The following is a 24,765-nucleotide window of genomic DNA, read 5'->3' as shown; positions in this document are numbered from 1 at the left end:
ATATGTCACATCGGTGTGAAGTTCGCATTCGATGACGTGCGGCGATGCGTGCAGATGTCACGGGCGGGTCGGCGTCGCTGTAGCGTACGGTTCTGGGCGAAGCGAGGGGCGACCATGCCTGTGAGCGCCAACGACAACGGGGCGCCGGACATCGGCGAGGCCGAGATCGTTCGGTTTCTGGCCAGCCCCGCCGCGCACGCCGGCGCGACGCCGCAGCACGTCGAGACGCATCTGTCGCACCTCTTCCTGGCCGGCGCGCGAGTGCTGAAGCTGAAGAAGCGGGTCGACTGGTCCGTGGTCGACTATTCCACGCTGGAGAAGCGCGAGGGGTTCTGCCGCAAGGAGGTCGAGGTCAATCGCCGGTTCGCCCCGGACCTCTACCGCGGCGTCGTACCGGTGACGCGCACCGCGGGCGGGCTCGCCGTCGGTGGTGCGGGCGCGGTGGTCGAGTGGCTGGTCGACATGCGGCGCTTCGCGGCGGACGAGCAGCTCGACGTGATGGCCGACCACGGCGCGTTGACGCCTGCCGTCGTCGACGCCACGGCCGACGCGGTCGCCGCGCTGCACCGCGCCGCGCCGGTCGTGTGGCAGCCCGGCGCCGATCCGGTCGCCGCACGCACGGCCCAGCTCGAGCGGGACGTCGCCAAGGGCCTGCGCGCGTCGCAGGCCGCCGGGGCGGCGAGCGGCGCGGCCGGGTCCGCGGCGCTGGACGACGTGGCGGCCTGGGCGCGTGCGGCGGAGGCGGCACTCGCCGCGTGCCGCCCCCTCCTCGACCGGCGGGCCCGGCACGGCTTCGTGCGGCGCTGCCACGGCGACCTCCACCTCTCCAACCTCTGCCTCTGGCAGGGCCGGCCGACGGCGTTCGACGCGATCGAGTTCTCCGAGGAGATCGCCCGGATCGACGTGCTGTACGACATGGCCTTCGTGCTGGTCGACCTCGACGCGCGGGGCCTCGCGGACCACTCCTGGCGCTTCCTGTCGCGCTACATGGAGGCGACGCGGGACTATTCGGGGCTGGCGCTGCTGCCGCTCTTCCTGTCGCAGCGGGCGATGGTGCGGGCGCTGACACGGCTGGCCAAAGGACGCGACGCGGCGGCGATGGCCGCGCTCGCCCGCCGCTACCTGGAGGCTCGCCCGGCGCCACGGGTGATCGCGGTCGGCGGTCTGTCGGGGACGGGCAAGTCCACGGTCGCCCGGGCGCTGTCGCCGGGGGCGGCGGCCGTGGTGATCCGGTCCGACTCGGTACGCAAGCGCCTCGCCGGCGTCGCCCCCGAGGTGCCGCTGGGGCGCGAGGCCTATACCGCCACGGCGAACGCGGCCGTCTACCGCCGCATGGCGCTCGACGCGGGTCGCGCGCTGCGGGCCGGGGCCCCGGTCATCCTCGACGCCACCTTCGCCGATCCGGCGATGCGCGCCCGGGCGGCCGCAGTCGCCGCCGCGGCCGGCGTGCCCTTCACCGGGCTGTGGTTGACCGCACCGGCCGATGTCCTGCGGGCGCGGATCGCCGCCCGCGTGGGCGATGCGTCCGACGCCGACGCCGCGGTGCTGGAAGCCCAGCTCGCCCACCCCCTCGGCGCCGTCGACTGGGTCGAGGTCGACGCCGCCGGCGCGCCGGAGACCGTCGCCGCGACTGCCGCTGCGGTGCTGCACGGACGCCCTGCCGATGGCCGGTGAGCGTGTTGACGGGTATCAATGCGGCGGTGTCGCGGGCCGTCTAGGGCTCGGCGCCGAACGGATCGAACCGCCGGCGCGTGCCGGGCCGGCCGCGCCGACGGACCCGTATGATCGGGGCGTTCCACGGGGTTCGCGTCCCGTCGCAAGGAGCTGACGATGACCGTACGCAATCTCGAGTTCTTGCTGGAGCCGCGCAGCGTGGCGTTGGTCGGCGCCAGCAACCGGCGGGGGTCGCTGGGCGGGGTCGTCCTGCGCCGCCTCGCCGGGGCGGGATTCCGCGGCACGATCGGCCTCGTCAACCCGAAGTACAAGGCCATCGGCGACCAGCCCTGCTACCCGAGCGTCGCCGAACTGCCGTTCGCGCCGGACCTCGGCGTCGTCGTCGCGCCGGCGGCGGCGGTGCCGGACGTCGTCCGCCAACTCGGCGAGGCCGGGGCGCGGGCCGCGGTCGTCATCACCGCCGGCGTCACCGGCGACCTGCGCCAGCGGATGCTGGACGCTGCCAAGCCCTTCACGCTGCGCATCCTCGGCCCCAACTGCGTCGGCCTGCAGGTGCCGCACATGGGGCTCGACGCATCCTTCGCCCACCTCACCGCCGGCCGCGGGCAGATCGCGCTGCTGTCGCAGTCCGGTGCCATCATCACCGCGATGCTCGACTGGGCGGAAGCGCGCGGCGTCGGCTTCTCGACCGTGGCGTCGCTGGGCGACATGGCCGACATCGACACCGGCGACATGCTGGACCAGCTCGCCGGCGACCGGCAGACGCGCGCGATCCTGATGTACCTCGAAGGCGTCACCAACGCGAAGAAGTTCATGTCGGCCGCCCGCTCGGCGGCCCGCGCCAAGCCGGTGATCGTCATCAAGGCGGGGCGCTCGGAATCGGCGTCGAAGGCGGCGGCGTCGCACACCGGGGCGCTGGCGGGGAGCGACGACGTCTACGAGGCGGCGTTCGCGCGCGCCGGCGTCCTCAGGGTCGACGATTTGCAGGAGCTGTTCGACGCCGCCGAGGCGCTCGCCCGGCACCGCCCGCTGAAGGGCGACCGGCTGGCGATCGTCACCAACGGCGGCGGCGCGGGCGTATTGGCGGTGGATGCGCTGGCGGGCACCGCCGGACGCATGGCGGATCTCTCGGCCGAGACGATGGCACGCCTCGACCAGGCGCTGCCGGCCACCTGGTCGCGCGGCAACCCGGTCGACATCATCGGCGACGCCGGCCCCGAGCGATGGGAGGCCGCGATGGAGGCGGTGCTCGCCGAACCGGAGGCCGATGCGGTCCTCGTGCTCAACTGCCCGACGGGGCTCGCCTCGTCGTCGGAGGCGGCGGAGGCCGTCGTCGAGACGATCGGCCGGGCCAACCCCAGGGGCAAGCCGGTGCTGGCCACCTGGCTGGGCGGCGCCTCGGCGGCCGCCGCGTCGCAGGTCCTGGAGCGGGCGGGCGTCGCCACCCACGCGACGCCGCGCCAGGCCATCGACGCGTTCGACACCCTGGTGCGGCACCGCAAGTCGCAGATCCAGCTCATGCGTACGCCCGCCAGCCTGCCGCCCGGCCCCGAGCCGGACCGCGAGCTGGCGCGCTTCACGATCGAGGGGGCGATCGCCGAAGGGCGCGAGATCCTCTCCGAGGTCGAGGCGAAGACGGTGCTGGCGGCCTACGGGGTCCCCACCAACGACACCCGCATCGCCCGCACGCCGGACGAGGCGGCGCAGATCGCCGAGCAGTTCGCCGACCATCCGCTGCTGGCCATCAAGATCCTGTCCCGCGACATCACCCACAAGTCCGACGTCGGCGGAGTGCAGCTCAACCTCGCCGGTGCCGACGCGGTGCGCGTGGCGGCCGAGGCGATGCTGGAGCGCGTGCGCCAGCGCCGGCCGGACGCGCACATCGACGGCGTCGTGGTCCAGCCGATGATCAAGAAGCCGCATGCGCACGAGCTGCTGCTGGGCATCTCCGACGACGCCACCTTCGGCCCGGTGATGCTGTTCGGCGCCGGCGGCACGGCGGTCGAGGTGGTCAAGGACAAGGCGCTCGCCCTACCGCCGCTCGACCTATTGCTGGCCGAGGACATGATCGACCGTACCCGCATCGGCAAGCTCCTCAAGGGCTACCGCGACAAGGCGCCGGCCGACCGGACCGCCATCGCGCTGGCACTCGTCCACCTGTCGCAGCTCGTCGCCGACATGCCGCAGATCCGCGAGCTGGACATCAACCCGCTCCTCGCCGACGAGCAGGGCGTGGTCGCGGTGGATGCGCGGATCCGCGTCGCGCCGGCTGCGGCGGTGGCGCCGGGCGGCAATCCGCGCCTCGCGATCCGCCCCTATCCCTCGGCCTGGGACAAGCCGGAGGCGACGCCCTACGGCGACGTGCAGATCCGCCCGATCCGCCCGGAGGACGAAGCGCTCTACCCCGACTTCCTCGCCAAGGTCTCCAAGGAGGATATCCGCCGCCGCTTCTTCCGTCTCTTCTCGCAGCTCTCGCACGAGGAGATCGCGCGGCTGACGCAGATCGACTATGCCCGCGCCATGGCCTTCCTCGCCCTCGACACCGACGGCACGATGCTCGGCGTCTCGCGTTTCGCGGCCGACGCGGACTACCGCACCGCCGAGTTCGCCGTCCTCGTGCGCAGCGATCTGAAGGGGCAGGGCATCGGCCGTGCGTTGATGGTGCGGCTGATCGAGTACGCCGCCTACGAGGGGATCGAGGACATGTACGGCGACGTCCTCGCCTCCAACCGGTCGATGCTCGACTTCGTACGCGAGCTGGGCTTCGTCGACACGGCCGACCCGGAGGACATGACCGTGCGCCGCGCCCGGCTGAAGCCGCTGAAGTGGGCCGCCGCGCAGACGCCTAGATGAGGCCGGCGAGCCCGCGCGCGCCCGCCGCCAGCGCCATGACGCCGAGCACGCCGATGGCGAGTTTGCGGTAGCCGGTCTCGCTGGTGCGGGCGAAGAGGCGTGTGCCCAGGGCGGTTCCCAGGAGGAATACCGGGAAGGCGATCAGGCTGGCGCCGGCGATGGCGAAGTCCACCTCGCCGTTGACCGCGAGCAGCGGCACCGCGATCAGCGAGGTGACGAAGAAGAACACCATCAGCGATGCGCGGGTCACGTGGGCCGGCCTGTCGGTGCCGAGATAGTAGGCGACGGCGGGCGGGCCGGGCATCGCCGCAAGCCCCGCGAACAGCCCGGCGACGAGCCCGGTGGGGATCGCCAGCGCGAGGCGGTCGGCGCTCGCCACCTTGGGCGCCCGCAGCAGGAAGACGAGGCCGACGATGACGAGCGCGGCGATCGCGAGGCGCATCACCGCCGGCTCCAGCACCACCAGCAGCGCCACGCCGAACGGGGTGCCGACCACCGCGCCGAGCGACAGGCGGGCGAGGGACGGGCGGTCGAGGATGGTGTGCAGGGCGACGACGTCGCGCAGGCCGACCATCAGCTGGAGCAGCATGGCCATGGTGACGGCCTGGGCCGGGGCGATCACGAGCGACAACAGCGGCACCGCCGCCAGCGCGAAGCCGAAGCCGGTCAGGCCGCGCAGGAAGGCAGCCAGCAGCACCGCGCCGCACAGGACGAGGAGGACGTGCGGCTCCGGCAGAGCCGCGAAGATTGCACTCAAGACAGCCTCTCGGGCGTGGCACCGCGACGAAGCCCGGCCGACCGCCGGCCGGGGCGTCGCGCGTGCGAAGGCGGGCCGCCGGCAGAAGGCGGGCGGCCCGGCGGCGTCGGTGCGCCGGCGTCAGATGGTGGCGGCGACCTCGCCGATGGCTCCGTCGATCGCGGCGGCGATGGCGGCGATCTCCGCCTCGGTCGCGATTAGCGCCGGGGCGATGCACAGCGTGTTGTTGAGGCCCGGCAGCGAGCGGTTGGTCATGCCGATGATGACGCCGCGCTTGCCGGTCGCCGCGACGACGGCGGCCACCAGCTTCTCGCCCAGCGGTTCCTTGGTGGTGCGGTCGGCCACCAGCTCGACACCCCAGAAGAGACCCTTGCCGCGCACGTCGCCGACGATGGCGTGCCGCGCCTCGAGGGCCTTGAGCGCCTCGCCGAGCTGGGCGCCGCGCACCAGCGTGTTGTCGAGGAGGTTCTCCTCCTCGATGATGGCCATGTTCTCCAGCGCCGCCGCGGGGCCGGCGGTGCAGCCGCCGAAGGTGGAGATGTCGCGGAAATAGCCGAGCGGGTCGGCCGGGTCGTCCTTGAAGAGGTCGAAGACGCGCTCGGTCGTCACCGTGCAGGAGATCGCCGCGTAACCGGAGGCCACGCCCTTGGCCATGGTGACGAGGTCCGGCTTGATGCCGTAATTCTGGTAACCAAACCACTCGCCGGTGCGGCCGAGGCCGCAGACCACTTCGTCGATATGCAGGAGCACGTCGTACTTGGCGCAGATCTCCTGCACGGTCTCCCAGTAGCCCTCCGGCGGGACGATGACGCCGCCGCCCGCCGTGATCGGCTCCAGCACGATGCCGCCGACGGTGTCGGGCCCTTCCTCCAGGATGACGCGCTCGATCTCCTTGGCGGCGCGCACGCCGTAGTCGGCGACCGCGCCCCACTGGCTGCGATATTCCAGGCAGTGCGGCACTTGCACGAAGCCCGGCGGGAAGGGGCCGTAATGCGCCGCGCGCTCCGGTTGCCCGCCCGAGGCGAGGGCGGCGATGGTGGTGCCGTGGTAGTCGCGCTCGCGGAACAGGATCTTGTGCTTCTCGCCGCCGTAGCGCTTGTGGGCGATCTGGCGGATGATCTTGTAGGCCTTCTCGTTCGCCTCCGAGCCGGAGTTCGAGAAGTAGACGCGGCTCATGCCGGGCATTTTCTCGATCAGCTTCTCGGCGAAGAGCGCGGCGGGGACCGACCCGGCCGCCGCGGCGAAGAAGTTCATTTTCATGATCTGGTCGCGCACCGCGTCGGCGATCCGCGCCCGGCCGTAGCCGACGTTGACCGTCCAAACCCCGCCCGACACCGCGTCGATCATCTCGCGACCGGTCGCGTCCCAGACCGAGAGGCCCTTGCCCTCGACGATGATCTTCGGGTCCACCGTCTCGAACGCGGCGTGCTGCGTCAGGTGGTGCCACACGTTGGCCTTGTCGGCCTCGATCACGTGGCTGATGTCGTTGGGGTTGAGCGGGATGTTCATGGCGGGGTCCGTGCGGCTCGGCGGGCGGTGGTCGAAGGGGCGTTGCACGACGAGGGCCAGTCGGCCCCCGCGGCGGATTCGCGTGTCGCGTCGAAGCACGTCGTGGCCGGGCGCCCCGGCGGTGGCGTGCCGGGCGAGGCCGACAGGCAGGGTCGAGGATGCGCCTTGCAGGGCGCGGGCGGCGTCGTTCAGGAGGTCGGCAGCGGGGTCTTCGCGCCACCGTCCGACTTTCCGGACGTGGCGATTTGCTCTTCCATCGCGGCGCAGCGGTGATCGTACTCCGGATGGATCGTGCCGAACACCCGGTCCCAGAAGGAAAAATGGTTGGCGTAGTTATAGTTGAACGTCGAGTGATGCATGTCGTGGAACGTCACCGACGCCAACGGCCAGGGCGTGCGCGACGACGGCCCCGCCGCGAACTCGAACCCCGAGTGGCCGATCATGCCGTTGAAGTGGTCGAAGATGCGGTGGGCGACGAGGATCGGCCAACCGAACGGCACGATCAGCGGCACGATCAGGAAGTAGCCCTGTTGGGTGAACGCGTCGAAGAAGGTGTCGGAGTAGTTCGACCACACGGTCGGCGCCACCGACTGGTGGTGCAGCACATGGTACTTCATGAACGGTCCGGTGTGGCCGAGGCGGTGGACGAGGTAGAACCATCCGTCGAAGAGGATCACCGAGGCGCCGAACATCAGCGGCGCGGACCACCAGGTGAGCGCCCACGGCTCGAACAGCGTCCACCCGTTGAGCATGCAGAAGAGCCCCCCGGCGAAGCAGCCGCAGGTGACGATCAGCGAGCGCGCCGAGGCACGGATCTCCTTGGCGCGGCGCTTCTGCCCGTCGCGCTTGGGTTGGATTTTTCGTTCCGGGTGGCGCTGCGACCAGGCGGTGAACGCCCAACCGAAGGCCAGATAGGACCCGAACACCAGGACGTAGGTCAAAACCCAAAGCCCCAGAAACTCCAGAATGGCAGCGGCCATTGCCATACCTCCGACGCGAGAGAACGTCCTTACATTTCATATCGAAAGCAATAACGCCATCCGTCGGATGCAATACAGTTCAGCAACCGCCTCCGGGGGGACGTTAAGCTCTTCCAGGTCCAGTCTGTCGCACTGTTGCCCATTTGCTGCAGATCTGACCGAAGCCACCCATAGATCCCACCATTGGCTTGTCACGGCGGGCCGTTCCAAGCCTATTAAAACTCCGAGCGAAGGGTGAAATTTGTGCGTTTGTCGATTGGCCAGACTTGCAGAGCGGGGGCGCTTGCGATTGCCCTCGGCCTCATGCCTGGGTCGGCGGACGCCTTCGAGATCTTCGGGATGCGCTTCTTCGAGGGGCCGCCCGAGCCGCCGCCCGAGGGCTCGGTCAGCTATACCGTCGAGTTCGAGGTCCTGGACAACGACGGCGGCCTGAAGTCGGCCATCGAGCGGGCCTCGGTGCTGGAGGAAGAGCGCGACGAGCCGAGCCCCGGCGCCGCGGCGCTGATATCGCGCGCCCAGTCGGACTACCAGCGCATCCTCGCCTCGCTGTACGAAAAGGCCCGCTACGGGCCGACCATCTCCATCCTGGTCGACGGGCGCGAAGCGGCGACCATGCCGATCGACGCCGAGCTGGGCGATACCGCGCAGGTGCACGTCACCGTCGATCCCGGCCCCGAGTTCCACTTCGGCCGCGTCGAGGTCACCAATCCGCCCCCGGACGTGCCCGACGACGACAGCCTGCCCCCGACGCTGGAGACCCTCGGCCTGGTCGCGGGTGGGACGGCCGAGGCCAACAAGATCATCGCCGGCGAGGCGTCCCTGGTCGGCCGCTGGCGCGAGAACAGCTACGCCAAGGCCCGCATCGCCGAGCGCACCGCCTCCGCCTACCACGACAACAGCACGCTCGACGTCGCGATCGACGTGGCGCCCGGCCGCCCGGCCGTGTTCGGCCCGACGACGGTCAGCGGCACGAGCCGGATGGACCCCGCCTTCGTCGCCTACTATGCGGGGCTGAAGGTTGGCGAGAAGTTCGACCCGGACCGGATCGATCGCGCGCGCGACCAGCTGCGCCGGCTCGAAGTATTCAAGGCGGTCCGCATCGTCGAGGGGGACGAGATCAACCCCGACGGTACGCTGGACATGGGGATCGAGGTCGCCGAGCGGCCGCTGCGCGTGTTCGGCGGCGGCGTCAACTATTCCACGCTCGACGGTGCGGGCGCCGAGGCCTACTGGCGCCATCGCAACCTCTTCGGCCGGGCGGAGAAGCTGAATCTGGGCGCCTCGGTCAGCGGCATCGATGCGCAGGACCCGACCGAGTACAACTATCGCGTCGAGGCGACGTTCATCAAACCGGGCGTCTTCACGCCCTACACGGACTTCCGCTCGACGATCTACGCCGACCAGGACTCGCCCGACACCTACCGGGCGCGCACGCTGGGCGGCAACTTCGGCCTGCAACACCGGCCGACGACGCGGATCACGATGTCCGGCTACGCCTCGTTCGAGGCCTCCACGATCGACCAGACCGACTACGGCGACGGCGACTTCCTGTTCGCCTCGCTGCCGCTGTCGATCGAGTATGACGGGTCCAACAACGAATACAATCCGACGCGCGGGTACAAGGTGATCGGCTCGCTGGAGCCGTTCTACGAGATCAACAACCAGAACATCGGCGGCATCGCCCAGCTGGAGGGTCGCGCCTACTACGGCTTCGCGGACGACCGCTTCGTTCTCGCCGGGCGGGCGGCGGTCGGCTCCATCTTCGGTGCGCCGTTGCAGGAAATCCCGGCGAACAAGCTGTTCTTCGCCGGCGGCGGCGGGTCGATTCGCGGCTATCCCTACCGCGGCGTCGGCCCGCGCGATCCGGTGACCGACGAGGTGCACGGCGGCCGCAGCTACTTCGTCGGCTCGGTCGAGGCGCGGGTGAAGGTCACCGAGAGCATCGGCGTGGTGCCCTTCTTCGACTTCGGCAACGCGTTCAACAGCGAGCTGCCGGACTTCGACGAGCCGCTGAAGACGGCGGCGGGCATCGGCCTTCGCTACTACACCAGCCTCGGCCCCCTGCGCTTTGACGTCGCCGTGCCGCTGGACCCGTACGACGGCGACCCGAACGTCGCCTTCTACATCGGCCTCGGCCAGGCATTCTGAGCGGCGGAACGTTCGCCCGGTCGGGCAACCAAATCGGCGCGGCCACGCATGCGGCGCCTCGACGGGAGTGGACGATGAAGAGGTTCCTGATCGCCTTCGTGGTGCTGGTTCTCGCCTCGGCCGGCGTGATCGGGACCCGCTACGCCCTGGCGCAGGACGAGGAATCGGGCCGCTTCGTCCGCTTCGTCGAGCGGCAGATCTCCACCCCCGACCGCCGCATCAAGCTCGGCCCGCTGCGCGGCGCGCTGTCGTCCGACGTGCGCCTCGGCTACATCACCATCGCCGACCGGCAGGGCGTGTGGCTGCGCCTCGACAACGTGCACCTCGTCTGGTCGCGCCTGGCGCTGCTGCGCGGGCGGCTCTCGGTCGATCTCCTCGAAGCCGAGAAGATCACCGTCTCGCGCAAGCCGCTGCCGGTGGAGAACGACACGCCGCTTGAGGAGGGCGCCGACCAGTTCGAGCTGCCGAGCCTGCCGGTCTCCGTCATCCTGCGCGAGCTGAAGGTCCCCGAGGTCGACATCGCCGAGGGCGTCATCGGCCCCGCGGCCAAGCTCTCGGTCGACGGCAACATCTCGCTGGCCGGCGGTGAACTCGACACCGACCTCGCGATCGAGCGGCTCGACCGGCCGGGCGACCTGAACCTCAAGGCGAGCTTCGACAACGTGTCGCGCAACCTGTCGATCGACTTCACGGTCGCCGAGCCGGAAGACGGCGTCATCGCTAACGCGCTCGACATCGAGGGCAAGCCGCCGCTGTCCTTCTCGATCAAGGGTGACGGCCCGCTGGCGGAGTTCAAGGCCGACATCGCGCTCGTGGCGAGCGACGAGACGCTGCTTTCCGGCACCACGACGATCGACAATACCGACGCCGGCTTCCGCTTCATCGCCGACATCTCCGGCGACCTGTCGGTGCTGGTGCCGCCGCTCTACGCCCCCTTCGTCGGCGGCGGCTCGGAGGTGAAGATAGACGCGACGCGCGCGCCGAGCGGGGCGATCACCATCGCCGAGGGCCGGCTGAAGTCGGGCGTGGCGCGGCTGGATTTCACCGCCGACGTCGGCGCCGACGGGGTGCCGACCGCGCTCTCGGTCGACGGCGAGCTGCAACGCGGCGACAACGAGCCGATCGCGCTTCCGGGCGGGGGCGGCGACTCGACGGTCCGCTCGGCCATCATCAAGGCATCGCTGGGCGGCGGCTCGGACGCGTTCTCGGCCGAGATCACGTTGACCGACCTCGACACCGCGCTGATCTCCGCGCCGCAGGCCACCATCAAGGCGTCCGGCACCGCGGCCAACCTCGGCGACGCGGCGAGCCGTGCCGTGACCTTCGAGGTCACCGGCGGCGCCTCCGGCATGGACTCCGACCGCGAGGGCGTCGGCAGCGCGCTGGGGGCCGCGCTGGACCTCGCCGCGTCCGGCGCCTGGAACGCGGGCGAGCCCGTCACTGTGCGCAACCTCTCGCTCGAGACCGAGACGGTGAAGGCCTCCTTCGCCGGCACCATCCTCGACGCGGTTTCCGGCCGCATGCGCCTCGCGACCGACGATATCTCGGCCTTCGCGGCGGTCACCGGCCGCGACCTCTCCGGCTCGATCGACATCGCCGCGGACGGTAACGTCGGCTTCGACGGCACGTTCGACCTTGTGCTCGACGGTAACGCCGCAAACGTCACGGCGGGGATCGAGGCTGTCGACGGGCTGATGGAGGGGCGCACGCGACTCAGCGGCCGCGCCGCCCGCTCCGCGACGGGCATCATCTTCGACACCTTCCGCCTCGAGAATCCGCAGCTCAGCCTCAACGCCGACGGCCGCGCCACCACCCAGGAAGCCAACCTCCGGGTGCAGGCCTCGCTCGCCGACCTCGGCCGGGCCAGCAGCGACCTCGGCGGCGACGTCAGCGCCGACCTCTCGGTCACCGGGAACCCGCAGAAGCCGGCGGTGAAGGGGGCGATCACCAGCACATCGCTCACCCTCTCGGGCCAGACCTTCACCAACCTCGCCGCCAATTTCGACGGCACCTACACCCGTAGCGAGGACGTCCCCTTCGACCTCGACGGTTCGCTCGACGTGACGGGGGCGCTGGACGGCGGCCCGGTGGCGATCCGCACCCGCCTCGAGAGCGGCCCCGACGCGCGCGCTCTGCAGGGCCTCACGGCCCAGATCGCCGGCGCCAGGCTCGAGGGCGACGTGGCGTTGCAGCGCGCCGGCACCGTCACCGGCAACCTCGACGTCTCCATCCCGGATCTCTCCCGCCTCGCCTCGCTGGCGATGCAGACGGCGACCGGCAGCATCGACGCCAACGTCACGCTCTCGGTCAACGACGGCAACCAGGTGGCGGCGATCGACGGAACTGCGCGCGGCGTCGTCGTGCCGGGGGTGACCCTCACCGAGGCGGACCTCGACCTCGTGGTCGACAACGTCTTCGGCATCCCGGCGCTCGACGGGCGGGCGAACCTGCGCGAGCTGAAGGTGGCCGGCTTCGACATCGTCTCCGCCGCCCTCACGGCGCAGCGCCAGGGCGAGACGTCGAACCTGTCGCTCGACGCCGACCTCGGCTCGGGCGACCTGTCGGCCACCGGCGCGCTCAGCCGCACAGAGACCGGCTTCAGCGCCCGGATCGCGACGCTGCGCCTCTCCGAGGGCGACTTCGTCACCGAGCTGCGCGCGCCGACCGAGGTCACGGTCGAGGGCGAAGTCATCACCATCGGCGATACGCGGCTCGCCGTCGGCGACGGCACGGTGGCGGTCGCCGGCCGCCTCGGCGAGGAATTGCAGCTCACGGCCGACATCGAGAACCTCCCGCTCGGCGTCGCCAACCTGATCCGCCCGGATCTCGAGACCGGCGGCACCGTCAGCGGCAAGGTCGACGTCACCGGCACGCGCGACGAGCCGGACGTCACGGCGGACGTCCAGGCGACCGGGGTCACGGCGGCGCTTCTCAAGGAGCGCGGGATAGATCCGCTGACGATCACCGCGCGCGGCACCTACATCGACGGCGTCGCGACATTGCAGACGTTCGAGACCAACGTCGGCGGTGGCGAGATCCGCGCGTCCGGCACGGTGGGCGACACGCTCGACGTCACGGCGACGGTGAGCGAGCTGCCGCTGGCGCTCGCCAACGCGCTGCGGCCGGAGCTGGAAATCTCGGGGACCCTGTCGGGCGAGGTGACGGCGACCGGGACGCTGAAGGACCCCGACGCGCGGTTCGACGTGCGTGTCGTCGACGCCGACGCCAAGCCGCTGCGCGATGCGCGGCTGGAGCCGCTGAACGTCACCGCGGTCGGCACCTTCGCCGACGGCACCGCCCAGTTGCAGACGTTCGAGACCACGGTCGGCGGCGGCCGCATCACCGCCAGCGGCACCATCGGCGAGCAGCTCGACGTCACCGCCGAGATCATCAACCTGCCGCTGGCACTCGCCGAGGCGGTGGCGCCCGACCTCGACGCGTCGGGCACCCTGTCGGGCAACGTCAGCGCGACGGGCACGCTGGACGACCCGTCGGCGCAATTCAGCGTGGAGGTGAAGCGGGCGACCGTGGCGCCGATGCGCAGCGCCGGCATCGAGCCGCTCGACGCCACGGCCCGCGGCTCCTACGCCGGCAAGGTCGCCACGCTCGACCGGTTCGAGACCACGGTGGGCGGCGGAGCGATCACCGCCGCCGGCACCATCGGCGACGCGCTCGACGTGACCATCAACGTCGACCGCCTGCCGCTGGCGCTCGCCAACACCGCGGTGCCCGACCTCGGCCTCGCCGGCACCCTATCGGGTCGCGCCGAGGTGACGGGCGCACCGAGCGACCCGGCGGCCGACTTCAGCATCGAGGTGCGCAACGCCACGGCGCGGCTGCTGGAGGGCGCCGACGCCGGCGCGATCAACGCCACCATTGCCGGCCGCTACGCGGACGGTGCCGCGACCCTGTCGACGGCGCAGGCGCGCCTCGGCGACGGCACGCTCAGCGTGACCGGCAGCGCCGGCCCCGACCGGCTCGACCTGACGGCGACGCTCGAGCGTATTCCGCTGGCGATCGCCAACGGCTTCGCACCGGAGCTGGGCGTCACCGGCGCGCTCTCCGGCCGTGCCACCGCCCAGGGCTCGCCCGGCAACCCGCAGGTGACGTTCCAGATCGACGCCCCGCAGGTCTCCGCGGCGCCGATCCGCGACGCGGGGCTGCCCTCCGGCTCGATCCGCGCCGCCGGCACCTACCGCGGCTCCACGCTGACCCTCGGCGAGGCGGCGGTGAACCTCGGTGGCGGCTCGGTGACCGCGCGGGGTACCGTCGGCCAGCGGCTCGACATCGATGTGACCATGACCCAGCTGCCGCTGGCGATCGCCAACGGCTTCGCCTCGGACCTCGGCCTCACGGGGCGCCTGTCCGGTACGGCGACGGCGACGGGGCCGCTCTCCAATCCGGCGGCGCAGTTCAACGTGTCGGGCACTGGGATATCGGCACTGCCGTTGCAGGACGCCGGCGTCGGCGCACTGACCGTCACCGCCGCCGGCCGCTACGCCAACGGCGGTGTCGACATCAGCTCCGCCCGCGCCGAGGGCAGCGGCCTCTCGGTGACCGCTTCGGGCTTCGTGCCGCTGTCGGGCGGCGGGCTCAACGTCTCGGTCGACGCCACCGCGCCGCTGTCGCTCGCCAACCGCTTCCTCGCCGCGCGCGCTACCACGCTCGAGGGCACCGTCGTCGCCGACATCCGCGCCACCGGCTCGCTGGCCAATCCGTCGGTGACGGGCAGCGTGCGCGCCAGCCCCTTCAGCCTGCGCGACCCGCTCTCCAACCTCACGCTCGCCAACGGCCAGCTCTCGGCCAGCCTCGACGGCAATCGCGTGGTGATCCAGCAGCTCTCCGCCACACTTGGCGACGGCACCATCTCCGTCACCGGCAGCATCGGCCTCGGCGCCGGCTTCCCGGCGGACCTGCGCTTCGTCGCCGATAATGCCCGCTACGCCGACGGCAGGCTGGTCGCCGTGACTTTGAGCGCCAACCTCGGCATCAACGGGCCGCTGGTCGCCGGGCCGACGGTGGTCGGCAACGTCGACATCGACCGTGCCGAGATCACCGTGCCGACGCGCCTGTCGGGCACCGCGGCGCTGATGGAGGTCACGCACTTCTACACCCCGCCGGACGTCCTGGAGACGCTGCGCTTCGCCGAGGCCGGCCCCTACGCCAACAGCAGCGCCGGCGAGGGCGGCACCGGTGCCTCGGGGCTCAATCTCGACGTCACGATCAACGCCCCGCGGCGGATCTTCGTGCGTGGCCGCGGCATCGACGCCGAGCTGGGCGGGCAGGTGCGCGTCACCGGGCCGATCTCCGATATCCAGCCGGTCGGCGAGTTCAACCTCATCCGCGGCCGCATCAACATCCTCACTCAGCGCATCGAGCTGACCGAGGGCCGCGTCACCCTGTTCGGCGACCTCGACCCGGTGATCCACCTCATCGCCGAGACGAGCCGCAACAGCGTGACCGTGCGCGTCGTCGTCGACGGGCCGGCCAACGACCCGCAGGTGCGCTTCGAATCGACGCCCGACCTGCCGCAGGACGAGGTGCTGTCGCAGCTCATCTTCGGTCGCTCGATCGACGATCTGTCGGCCTTCCAGCTGGCCCAGCTCGCCGCCGCGGTGGGCGAGCTGGCCGGCGTCGGCACCGGCCCGTCGATCATCGACCAGGTGCGGGCCTTCTCCGGTCTCGACAACCTCGAGATCGTCACCACCGAGTCCGGCGGCACCGCCGTCGAGGCCGGGCGCTACATCGCCGACAACGTCTACGTCGGCGTGCGGGCGGGGGCGCGGTCGACCGGGATCACCGTCAACGTCGACATCACCCGCGGCTTAAAGGCGCGGGCGGAGACCTTCACGGACGAATCGACGCTCGGCCTCTACTACGAACGCGAGTATTAGTGGGAGGTTAGGCTTTCGAATTGTTCTAATCAGACTAGAGATTTTAGCAATTCTAAGTTTTGATATCTTCCGGCGCGTTGACTGAAAGTTGCGTGCGGCCTACAGGCTCCGTCTCTACTTAGGGAGCCTGGACCGTGCACAAGACAATAACCGTCACTCTCCTCGCGAGCCTCCTCATGGGCGCCTCGGCCATGGCCGAGGAAGTGAATGTCTATTCCTCGCGCCACTACGACACCGACGACGCCTTCTTCGCCGCCTTCACCGACGCCACCGGAATCGCGGTCAACCGGATCGAAGACGACGCCGACGTCCTGATCGAGCGCATCCGCTCCGAGGGCGAGCTGGGCGCTGCCGACGTCTTCATCACGGTCGACGTCGGCCGCATCGCACGCGCCGACGAGGCGGGAATCTTCCAGCCGCTCGAGATCGAGGCCGTCGAGGAAAAGGTCGCCGAGAACCTGCGGACGGACGACTGGACCGCCTTCTCGACCCGCGCGCGCCTCATCTTCATCGACAAGGCCGACGTGAGCGACCCGCCGCAGACTTACGCGGACCTCGCCGACCCGAAGTACAAGGGCATGGTCTGCACGCGCTCGTCGTCCAACGTCTACATGCAGTCGCTGCTGGCCTCGATCATCGTCAACGAGGGCGAGGATGCCGCGCGCGCCTGGGCCGAAGGCGTGATGGCCAATCTTGCCCGCGACCCCGAGGGCGGCGACACCGACCAGCTCCGCGGCATCGTCTCGGGTGAGTGCGACATCGCCCTCGCCAACCATTATTATTTCGCCCGCGGCCTCGCCGGCGAGGTCTCCGGGCTGACCGAGGGGATCGACGGTATCGGCATCGTCTGGCCGAACCAGGAGACCAACGGCACGCACGTCAACATTTCCGCGATCGGCGTCACCAAGAACGCGCCGAACCCCGAGAACGCGCGCAAACTGGTCAAGTTCACGCTGACGCCCGAGGCGCAGCACCTCCTCGCCTCCGGCAACAACGAGTACCCGGTGGTCGAGGGGATCGAGCCGTCCGAGGCGGCCGTGACCATGGGGAGCTTCACCGCCGACACCGTGCCGCTGGGTGACGTCGCCGCCGCCAGCACGGCCGCGCAGAAGATCTACAACGAGGTCGGCTACAAGTAGGACGCCGTCCGGCCGCGGGGCGGATCTTGCGCCCCGCGGACCAGTTATGCCGCGATTGTGCAAGCAATCGTGGCCCCGTGGGATTGTGAACCACGGCGAGAGGGCCTTTAGTGCTCCATGGCGGTGCAGAATGCCGCCGAGCATGTTGGAGCCGCCGTGAACTTGCCACCGCTACAGGAGGAGTTCGTCCTCCACTTTGGCGAGATGGGATCGCGGTGGGGCATCAACCGCACCGTCGGGCAGATCTACGCACTGCTGTTCGTCAACGAACGCCCGCTGAACGCCGAGGAAATCGCCGAGAGCCTCGGCTTTTCACGCTCCAACGTCTCCATGGGGCTGAAGGAGCTGCAAGCCTGGAAGCTCGTCCGGCTGAAGCACTTTCCGGGCGACCGGCGCGAATACTTCACCACCCCCGCCGACCTTTGGGAGATCGTGCGCACCCTCGTCGAGGAGCGCAAGCGCCGCGAGATCGACCCGACGCTCACCAAGTTGCGTGAACTACAGATGTCGCGCGAGCGGCTGGACGGCGACGCCTACGCCAACCACCGCATCGAGGAGCTGACCCAGCTCATCGAACTTCTCTCCGGCTGGTACGACGACATGAACGGCCTGGAGACCGACCGGCTGATTCAACTCCTGTCGCTGGGGGCACGCGTCACCGACCTCATGGCCAAGGCCGGCAACGTTCTGCCGATGCGCCGCCGCAAGGGCGCGGCCGAAACGGACGGCGGCGCCACCTGACGGCCCTGTCGACCTCCGCCCTGTCGACGCCAGCCCTGTCGACCTTCAGGGGGCGCCTGCCCTAAGTTCATGGCCAGCGCCATGAACCGGAGGACACCATGCGGGCACTCATCGTCGACAAGAGCGACAGCGGCGTCTCGGCCAAGGTCGAGACCATCGGCGAGGATCGGCTCCCCGCGGGGGAGGCCGGCGACCAGCTCGTCACCGTCGCCGTCAGCCACTCGACGGTGAACTACAAAGACGGCCTCTGCCTCACCGGGGCCGGTGGCCTGGTGCGGACTTACCCGCATGTGCCGGGGATCGACTTCGCCGGCACCGTCGAGGCCTCCGACGACCCGCGCTACAAGCCCGGCGACGCGGTCGTGCTGACCGGCTGGCGCGTCGGCGAGGTCTGGTGGGGCGGTTATGCCGACAAGGCCCGCGTGAAAGGGGACTGGCTGGTGCCGCTGCCCGCCGGCCTGACCCCGCGTCAGGCGATGGCGGTGGGCACGGCGGGGCTGACGTCCATGCTCTCGGTGCTGGCGCTGGAGGGGCACGGGCTGGTGCCCGGCGGTCGGCCGGTGCTGGTGACCGGTGCCTCGGGCGGCGTGGGCTCCGTCGCCGTCGCGATCCTCGCAAAACTCGGCTACGACGTCGCCGCGGTGACGGGCCGGCCGGAGTGGGAGACCTACCTCAAGGCGCTCGGCGCCGACACGATCGTCGCCCGCGCGGCCCTCGCCGAGCCGCCGAGCCGCCCCCTCGGCCGCGAGAACTACTCCGCCGCCATCGACGCCGTCGGCGGTGCGATGCTCTCCCACGTTCTGACGCTGATCCAGTATGGCGGCTCCGTCGCGGCGGTGGGCCTGGCCGGCGGTCCTGCGATGGAGGGGGGCACGGTGCTCCCCTTCATCCTGCGCGGCGTCAATCTCCTGGGCATCGACTCGGTGATGCAGCCGCGCGAGGCGCGCCTCGCCGCCTGGGAGCGCCTCGCCGCCGACCTCCCGCTCGGGCTCCTCGAAACCATGATCGAGGACGTGGCCCTGGAGGACGTCCCCGGCCTCGGTGCCGAGATCCTCGCCGGCAAGGTCCGCGGCCGCCTCGTCGTCGACATGGCGCGCTGAACGACGAGCTTCGTCGCACCGGCGACGGGTCAGCCGGCCCGCCGCGGGGCCTTCCAGGGGTTGGCGGCGGCGTCGTCGCGGGCGAACGTGGCGATGGCCTCGGCGTAGCTCTGCGTCAGGTCGATGTCGTTCCAGCCGTTGAGGAGCTTGGTGCGCCACACCGGCTCGATCTCGAACCGCACCACCGTCTCGCCCGCCCGGATCGTCTGCGCCTCGAGGTCGACGGTCAGCGGCGTGTCGGCGGCGCGGGCGAGCAGCGTCTCCGCGTCCGCCTCCGACACGCGAGCCGGCAGCAGGCCGTTGTTGACCGCGTTGGAGGCGTGGATGTCGCCGAAGCTCGGCGCGACGACGCAACGGATGCCGTAGTCCACCAGCGCATAGACCGCCGCCTCGCGCGAGGAGCCGCCGCCGAAGCCGCGCCGCGCCACAAGGATCTGCGCCTCGCGGAAGCGGGGGTCGTTCAGGGGGAAGTCGCCGCTCGGGGTCCCGTCAGCGTCGATCCGCAGGTCGTGCAGCAGGAACCGGCCGTAGCCCTCGGATCGTGGGCGCTTCATGAAGCGGGCCGGGATCAGCTGGTCGGTGTCGATGCCCGAGAAGGGGAGGGGGCAGGCCTGCGCCGTCAACGTGGTGAACGGGGTCATGCGGGCTCCTCCACGGGGCGGCCGTCCAGCAGCGGGCGCAGGTCGGTGAGGTGGCCGGTGACGGCGGCGGCGGCCACCATCGCCGGCGACATGATGTGCGTGCGTGCACCGGGCCCCTGCCGGCCGCGGAAGTTGCGGTTGGTTGTGGAGGCGCAGCGCTCGCCCGGCGGCACCAGGTCGCCGTTCATGCCGACGCACATGGAGCAGCCCGATTCGACCCACTCCAGCCCCGCCGCGGTGAAGATCCGGTCGAGACCCTCTTCCTCCGCCTGCCGCTTCACCAGCGAGGAGCCGGGCGACACCAGTCCCGGCACCCGTGCCTTGCGCCCGGCCAGCACCGCCGCCGCGGCCCGCAGGTCCTCGATCCGCGCGTTGGTGCACGAGCCGATGAAGACGCGGTCGACCGAGATCGCGTCGAGCTTCATGCCGGGCGCGAGGCCCATGTAGTCGAGCGCGGTGCGCACGTGGGCGGCGCGGGCCTCGTCGGCGATGCGGGCGGGGTCGGGTACCGTCCCGGTCACCGGCAGGGCGTCCTCCGGGCTGATCCCCCAGGTCACGGTGGGGGCGATCTCGGCACCGTCGAGCACCACCTCGCGGTCGAACGCGGCATCGGGATCGCTGGCGAGGTCGGCCCACACTTCGGCCGCCATGTCGAGCCGTGCGTCCTCGGGGGCCATCGGGCGGCCCTTCAGGTAGGCCAGCGTCGTGGCGTCGGGGGCGATCATGCCGAGCCGGCCGCCGCTCTCGATCGAGAGGTTGCACAGCGTCAGCCGTCCCTCCATCGACAGCGCGCGAACCGCCGACCCCGCGTACTCGATGGCATGTCCGCGCGCACCGTCCGAGCCGACCTTGGCGATGAACGACAGGGCGATGTCCTTGGCGCTGGCGCCGGGCGGCAGCGTGCCCTCCACTCGCACCCGCATCCGCTTCGACTTGCGCTGCCAGATGGTCTGCGTCAGCAGCACGTGCGCCACTTCGGACGCGCCGATGCCGAAGGCCATCGCCCCGAACGCGCCGTGGGTCGAGGTGTGGCTGTCACCGCAGACCAGCGTCAGTCCCGGCAAGGTCAGCCCCTGCTCGGGGCCGACGACGTGGACGATGCCCTGGCGCGGGTCCGTCAGTCCGAAGAGGTGGACGCCGTGGGCGGCGCAGTTGGCGCTCAGCTTGTCCACCATGCCGACGATCGACGGGTCGACACCGTCGAGCGAGGCGCGGGCGCGGGTCGGCACGTAGTGGTCGGCGACGCCGAAGGTGAGGTCCGGGCGGGCGACCGTCGCGCCCCGCTCCTTCAGTGCGTTGAAGGCGTGGTGCGATCCCTCGTGGACGAAGTGGCGGTCGATCCACATCAGACTCTCGCCGTCCTCGCGGGTGACGACGACGTGCGCGTCCCAGACTTTGTCGTAGAGCGTCCTAGGCTCGGGTGCGCGTCCGGACTTGGGGGGATCGGCGGCCGGCATTAGGGTTCCTCCGCAGGGCGCGATCCCACCGGGGCGCGCTCGCTCCTGTATTAAACACCATACAGCATCGAACGTAAGGTGCATGGCGCGGCCGGCCAGTCGGTCCGCGCGGGGCGAAAGGAACCGACTTCATGGCCGACCTCCCACTCGACGGGCGCGTGGCGATCGTGACGGGCGCCAGCGGCGGCATCGGCGCGGCGATCGTGGCGCGCTACACCAAGGCCGGCGCTCGCGTCGCCGCGCTCGACCTGGCGCGCAGCCTGCCCGCCGCACCCGGCGGCGGCATGGTGATGGAATGCGACGTGACCGACGATGCGGCGGTGGCGCGCGCGGTGGCGGCGGTCATGGAGCGGTTCGGGCGGATCGACATCCTCGTCAACAACGCGGCCGGGCCGGTGCTGGTGGGCAAGGTGACCGAGATCACCGCCGCGACCTGGCGCCAGACGCTGGAGATCAACCTCACCGGCGCGTTTCTGATGTGCCAGAGCGCGATCCCGCACATGGCGGCGGGCGGCGGCGGAGTGATCGTCAACGTGGCCTCGCAGCTCGGCACGGTGACGACGAAGGGCCGCGCGCCCTACTCGGCCAGCAAGGCCGGGCTCATCTCGTTCACCCGGACCCTGGCGGTGGACCATGCCGAGGACGGCATCCGCGCCGTCAGCCTCTCGCCCGGTGCGGTGATGACGAGCCGGCTGACCACGGTGATGAACGGGGAGGCGGGCGTCGAGGAGGCCCTGGGGCCCAAGCACGCGCTCGGCCGCGTCGGTCGCCCGGAGGAGATCGCCGAGGCCGCGCTCTTCATCGCCAGCGACGGCGCCAGCTTCATGACCGGCTCCGACATGCTGGTCGATGGCGGCTACTGCGCCACCTGAGCCCCCGCGGGCGCCGCCTCTCGGCGCGGGTTCTCCAGCGCCGCGAAGCCAGTGGCGCCGAAGTCGGCGACCCAGGCGGCGTAGTCGCCCGCCGCCTCGTCCGGGGTCATGAAACGGTAGCCGAAGTCGCGGGCGAGGCGGGCGTTGCTCAGCGCGCTGCGCCGGCGGGACAGGTCGTCGTTGTAGGAGATGTTGGGCGGGCCGATGGACCAGTCGACCGGCAGGCGCATCGAGAGGGCTTCGGCCAGCCGCGCCGGGCTCCACGTCTCACCCAGGCTGATATTGTAGGTGTCGTGCGCCAGCGTGTCGGTCGTCAAGAGCAGCGCGAAGACGCGAGCGACGTCGCGGCTGGAGGTCCAGTCGCGCCAGCCGCGGTCGGCGATCACCACCGGTTCGCTCGCCACCGCCTTGCGGGCGAGCTGGTAGGGCGGGCTCAGCGTCTCGCGCACGCCGGTGTCGTGCTCCCAGGGGCCGAAGGCGGCGGTGATGCGCCCCAGCGCGATCGACAGGCCATGCCGCGCCGCCGCTTCCAGCGCCAGCCGCTCGCAGGCGAGCTTGGTGTAGCCGTAGAGGGCGTTGGGGGTCGGCGCCATGTCCTCGGTGACGAGTGCCGCGGCGAAGGCGTAGCCGGCATAGACGGCGGTCGAGCTGGGGTAGACGAAGCGGGCGATACCGAACTCGCGGGCAAGTTCCAGCAGCACCGCCATCGAGACGACGTTGATGTCGATCACGTCGGTCGGCGGGGCGATGGTCCCGGCCGGGCCGAGGGTGATCGCCGCGCCGTGGAAGATGCGCGTGACGCCGAAATCGGCGATCGCGGCGCGCAGGGCCGCGGCGTCGCGAACGTCGGCGGTGACGGGGTGGAGCTGGCCGGGCAGCACGGAAAAATGGTCGCGCGCGATGCTCGGCAGCGGCCGGTTGCCGAGCGCCACGACGGTATGCCCGTCGGTGAGCAGGCGCTCCACCACGTTGAGGCCGACGAAGCCGCCGGCCCCGGTCACCAATATCGTCATCTATGCGATCTCCCGCGCGGTCATATGGCCGTGGTAGACGGCCTCGAGGGCGGTCCGCGGGGCGACGTTGTCTCCCACCTGCCGTACGTCGATACCACGTCGCTTAAGCGCTTTGTAAAGTGATTGATCGGCGGTGTTGTGCTGCGCGAAGACCAGGGCCGAGTAGGGGCCGTGGCTCTCGCGCTCGCCGGTGGAGACGTCTTCGACCTCGAGTCGGGTGCCGTCCCAGGCGAGCGCCTTGCGCAGCGGCATCAGCTTCACCTTGCGCTCCCGCAGCCGCCTGGAGGTGGCGAGCGTGGAGTAGATCGTCGTGCGCCAGGCGAACGCGCCGATAGGCACGAACACGCTCACGCGCTTGCCGAGGTCGGCCAGATGCTCGACCGCGGCGAGGGCGGCCCACTCGCCGGTGACGTCGGCCACGGCGACGGTATCGCCCAGCGCGGCGGGATCGCCGATGGCCTCCGCGACGGTGACGGTGCGGCCGCCGCCGGGGAGGGGCTGACGCACAGGGTCGGAGCCGGTGGCGAGCACCACGACGTCCGCCGCGAAGGCGGCGATGGCGTCGGCGTCGGCCGTGACGCCGTGGGCGATCGGCACCTGAAGTCGGGCGAGGGCGCCGCGCTCGTAGGCCAGGAACTCGGCGAACTCGGCGCGCTTGGGCATCGCGGCGGCCTGGGCGAGCTGGCCGCCGAGCGTGTCGCCACGCTCCCACATCGTCACCTCGTGGCCTCGCGCGGCGGCGACGCGGGCCGCCTCCAGCCCAGCCGGCCCGCCGCCGACCACCAGCACGCGACGCGGCGTGGCGGCGGGGGCGTCCTCGGGCTCGGGCCAGACGGTCTCCAGCCCCGCGACGGGGTTGGTCAGACAGCGGATGGGCAGGTTCTTTTCCAGCATTCCCGCGCACCCCTGATCGCAGGCGACGCAGGGGCGAATCTCGTCCTCGCGGCCGGCGACGGTCTTCTTCACGATCGCCGGCTCGGCGAGGTGCGCGCGGGCCATGCCGACCGCGTCGGCGCGACCGGCCGCGATCATCGCGTCGGCTTCGGCGAGGCGGGAGAAGCGGCAGACGGCGAACACCGGGATGGCGTGTCCTTCGGCGCGCAAGGCGGCGCGGATGCGTTCGGGCAGCATGCGGAAGGGCGCCGGATCGAGCGCCATGTCGGCCATCTGTGTCGCCAGCGAGTAGCTCGCGTGGTAGGCCGAATGGGAGACGTTGACGAAGTCCACCCGCGTCTCCGCCGCCAGCGCCGGCACCATCCGCTCGACGTCGTCGATGCCGAGGCCGCCGTCCACGTACTCGTCGCCGCTGACGCGGATGCCGAGGCACAGGTCCGGCCCCACCGCGGCGCGCACGGCCGCCAGCACCGCGGCGGGGAAGCGCAGGCGGTTCTCGATCGTCCCGCCGTAGGCATCCTCGCGCTGGTTGGAGAGGGGGGAGAGGAACTGCTGCAACAGGTGGCCATGGCCCATCTGCAACTCGATCCCCTCGAAGCCGGCCTCCACCATGTTCCGCGCCGTCTTCACGTGGCCGTCGATGACCTCGGCCATGTCGTCCTCGTCCATCGGGCGGGGCGGCAGGGCGGTGGTGGACCACGGGATCGGCGAAGCGCCCCAGGAGACCGTGCGCTCGAAGTCCCCTTCGACCTGGCGGCCGAGGTGGATGATCTGCCCTAGGATCCGCGCCCCTTCCGCCTTCACCGCGTCCGTCACCCGCCGGAAGGGGGCGATGCAGGACGGGTCGAACCCCTGCACGGCCTGCGGGCGGCCGAGCGAGTTGGGCGTGACGCGGATCGATTCGAAGATGATCGCTCCGACCCCGCCGCGGGCGCGTGCCTGGTGGTAGGCGCGGTGCCGGTCGCTGGGCAGGTGGTTCTCGCCGTAGTTCGTCGTGTGGGCGGGGACGAAGATGCGGTTGCGAAAGGTCAGGTTGCCGACCCGGAGCGGGTCGAGCACGCGGCCGAGGGGCGGTGCCATGGGATCAGCCAGA

15 protein-coding genes are annotated in these 24,765 nt (G+C 71.0%); 8 read left to right on the top strand and 7 right to left on the bottom strand.

The window, feature by feature from the left end; genetic code table 11:
- Window positions 1-114: 114 nt before the first annotated feature.
- Window positions 115-1,674, top strand: coding sequence for a bifunctional aminoglycoside phosphotransferase/ATP-binding protein (locus MRB58_RS08225; RefSeq protein WP_244781235.1), 1,560 nt, complete (start codon window positions 115-117; stop codon window positions 1,672-1,674).
- A 156-nt stretch (window positions 1,675-1,830) separates the two neighbouring features.
- On the top strand, window positions 1,831-4,527 hold the full coding sequence (locus MRB58_RS08220; RefSeq protein ID WP_244781234.1) for a bifunctional acetate--CoA ligase family protein/GNAT family N-acetyltransferase: 2,697 nt from the start codon (window positions 1,831-1,833) through the stop codon (window positions 4,525-4,527).
- On the opposite strand, the gene MRB58_RS08215 is transcribed toward MRB58_RS08220, so the two are convergent.
- The 3 genes from MRB58_RS08215 to MRB58_RS08205 all read right to left on the bottom strand — a co-directional run bounded on the left by MRB58_RS08215 (window position 4,520) and on the right by MRB58_RS08205 (window position 7,773).
- Window positions 4,520-5,284 carry a sulfite exporter TauE/SafE family protein gene (locus MRB58_RS08215; protein WP_244781233.1) on the bottom strand — a complete coding sequence of 255 codons (765 nt, stop codon included), beginning with the start codon at window positions 5,282-5,284 and terminating at the stop codon, window positions 4,520-4,522. The genes MRB58_RS08220 and MRB58_RS08215 overlap by 8 nt on opposite strands.
- Before the next feature lie 120 nt (window positions 5,285-5,404).
- Window positions 5,405-6,793 carry an aspartate aminotransferase family protein gene (locus tag MRB58_RS08210; protein ID WP_244781232.1) on the bottom strand — a complete coding sequence of 463 codons (1,389 nt, stop codon included), beginning with the start codon at window positions 6,791-6,793 and terminating at the stop codon, window positions 5,405-5,407.
- Between the two features lie 188 nt (window positions 6,794-6,981).
- Window positions 6,982-7,773, bottom strand: coding sequence for a sterol desaturase family protein (locus MRB58_RS08205; protein ID WP_244781231.1), 792 nt, complete (start codon window positions 7,771-7,773; stop codon window positions 6,982-6,984).
- A 303-nt stretch (window positions 7,774-8,076) separates the two neighbouring features.
- On the opposite strand from MRB58_RS08205, the gene MRB58_RS08200 reads away from it, so the two are divergent.
- The 5 genes from MRB58_RS08200 to MRB58_RS08180 all read left to right on the top strand — a co-directional run bounded on the left by MRB58_RS08200 (window position 8,077) and on the right by MRB58_RS08180 (window position 18,795).
- Window positions 8,077-9,921, top strand: a complete 1,845-nt coding sequence (locus MRB58_RS08200) for an autotransporter assembly complex family protein (protein WP_244781230.1) — start codon at window positions 8,077-8,079, stop codon at window positions 9,919-9,921.
- Window positions 9,922-9,995: 74 nt separating this feature from the next.
- Complete coding sequence (locus tag MRB58_RS08195; RefSeq protein WP_244781229.1) at window positions 9,996-15,815, top strand: translocation/assembly module TamB domain-containing protein; 5,820 nt, start codon at window positions 9,996-9,998, stop codon at window positions 15,813-15,815.
- Window positions 15,816-15,949: 134 nt separating this feature from the next.
- Complete coding sequence (locus MRB58_RS08190) at window positions 15,950-16,954, top strand: extracellular solute-binding protein (protein WP_244781228.1); 1,005 nt, start codon at window positions 15,950-15,952, stop codon at window positions 16,952-16,954.
- A 156-nt stretch (window positions 16,955-17,110) separates the two neighbouring features.
- Window positions 17,111-17,695, top strand: a complete 585-nt coding sequence (locus MRB58_RS08185) for a GbsR/MarR family transcriptional regulator (RefSeq protein ID WP_244781227.1) — start codon at window positions 17,111-17,113, stop codon at window positions 17,693-17,695.
- Between the two features lie 98 nt (window positions 17,696-17,793).
- Window positions 17,794-18,795: an MDR family oxidoreductase gene (locus tag MRB58_RS08180; protein WP_244781226.1), complete on the top strand. Its 1,002-nt coding sequence runs from the start codon at window positions 17,794-17,796 to the stop codon at window positions 18,793-18,795.
- A 29-nt stretch (window positions 18,796-18,824) separates the two neighbouring features.
- Here MRB58_RS08180 and leuD read toward each other — a convergent pair whose 3' ends face one another.
- The gene (leuD, locus tag MRB58_RS08175) at window positions 18,825-19,436 is read right to left on the bottom strand and encodes a 3-isopropylmalate dehydratase small subunit (RefSeq protein WP_244781225.1); all 612 of its coding nucleotides are present in this window, start codon (window positions 19,434-19,436) and stop codon (window positions 18,825-18,827) included.
- Window positions 19,433-20,893 carry a 3-isopropylmalate dehydratase large subunit gene (gene leuC / locus MRB58_RS08170; protein WP_244781224.1) on the bottom strand — a complete coding sequence of 487 codons (1,461 nt, stop codon included), beginning with the start codon at window positions 20,891-20,893 and terminating at the stop codon, window positions 19,433-19,435. Before leuC ends, leuD begins: the two co-directional genes overlap by 4 nt.
- A 131-nt stretch (window positions 20,894-21,024) precedes the next feature.
- On the opposite strand from leuC, the gene MRB58_RS08165 reads away from it, so the two are divergent.
- Window positions 21,025-21,765 (top strand): SDR family NAD(P)-dependent oxidoreductase, encoded by a 741-nt coding sequence (locus MRB58_RS08165; protein WP_244781223.1) that lies wholly within the window; start codon window positions 21,025-21,027, stop codon window positions 21,763-21,765.
- Here the strand turns inward: MRB58_RS08165 and MRB58_RS08160 are convergent.
- Window positions 21,750-22,778 carry an NAD(P)-dependent oxidoreductase gene (locus MRB58_RS08160; protein ID WP_244781222.1) on the bottom strand — a complete coding sequence of 343 codons (1,029 nt, stop codon included), beginning with the start codon at window positions 22,776-22,778 and terminating at the stop codon, window positions 21,750-21,752. The genes MRB58_RS08165 and MRB58_RS08160 overlap by 16 nt on opposite strands.
- Window positions 22,779-24,752 carry an FAD-dependent oxidoreductase gene (locus tag MRB58_RS08155; protein ID WP_244781221.1) on the bottom strand — a complete coding sequence of 658 codons (1,974 nt, stop codon included), beginning with the start codon at window positions 24,750-24,752 and terminating at the stop codon, window positions 22,779-22,781.
- Between the last annotated feature and the right edge of the window lie 13 nt (window positions 24,753-24,765).

It is taken from the genome of Acuticoccus sp. I52.16.1, assembly GCF_022865125.1.
Lineage (GTDB): Bacteria > Pseudomonadota > Alphaproteobacteria > Rhizobiales > Amorphaceae > Acuticoccus.
The sequence above is the reverse complement of the archived record's forward strand: the minus strand, read 5'-3'. Positions and strand labels throughout refer to the sequence as shown.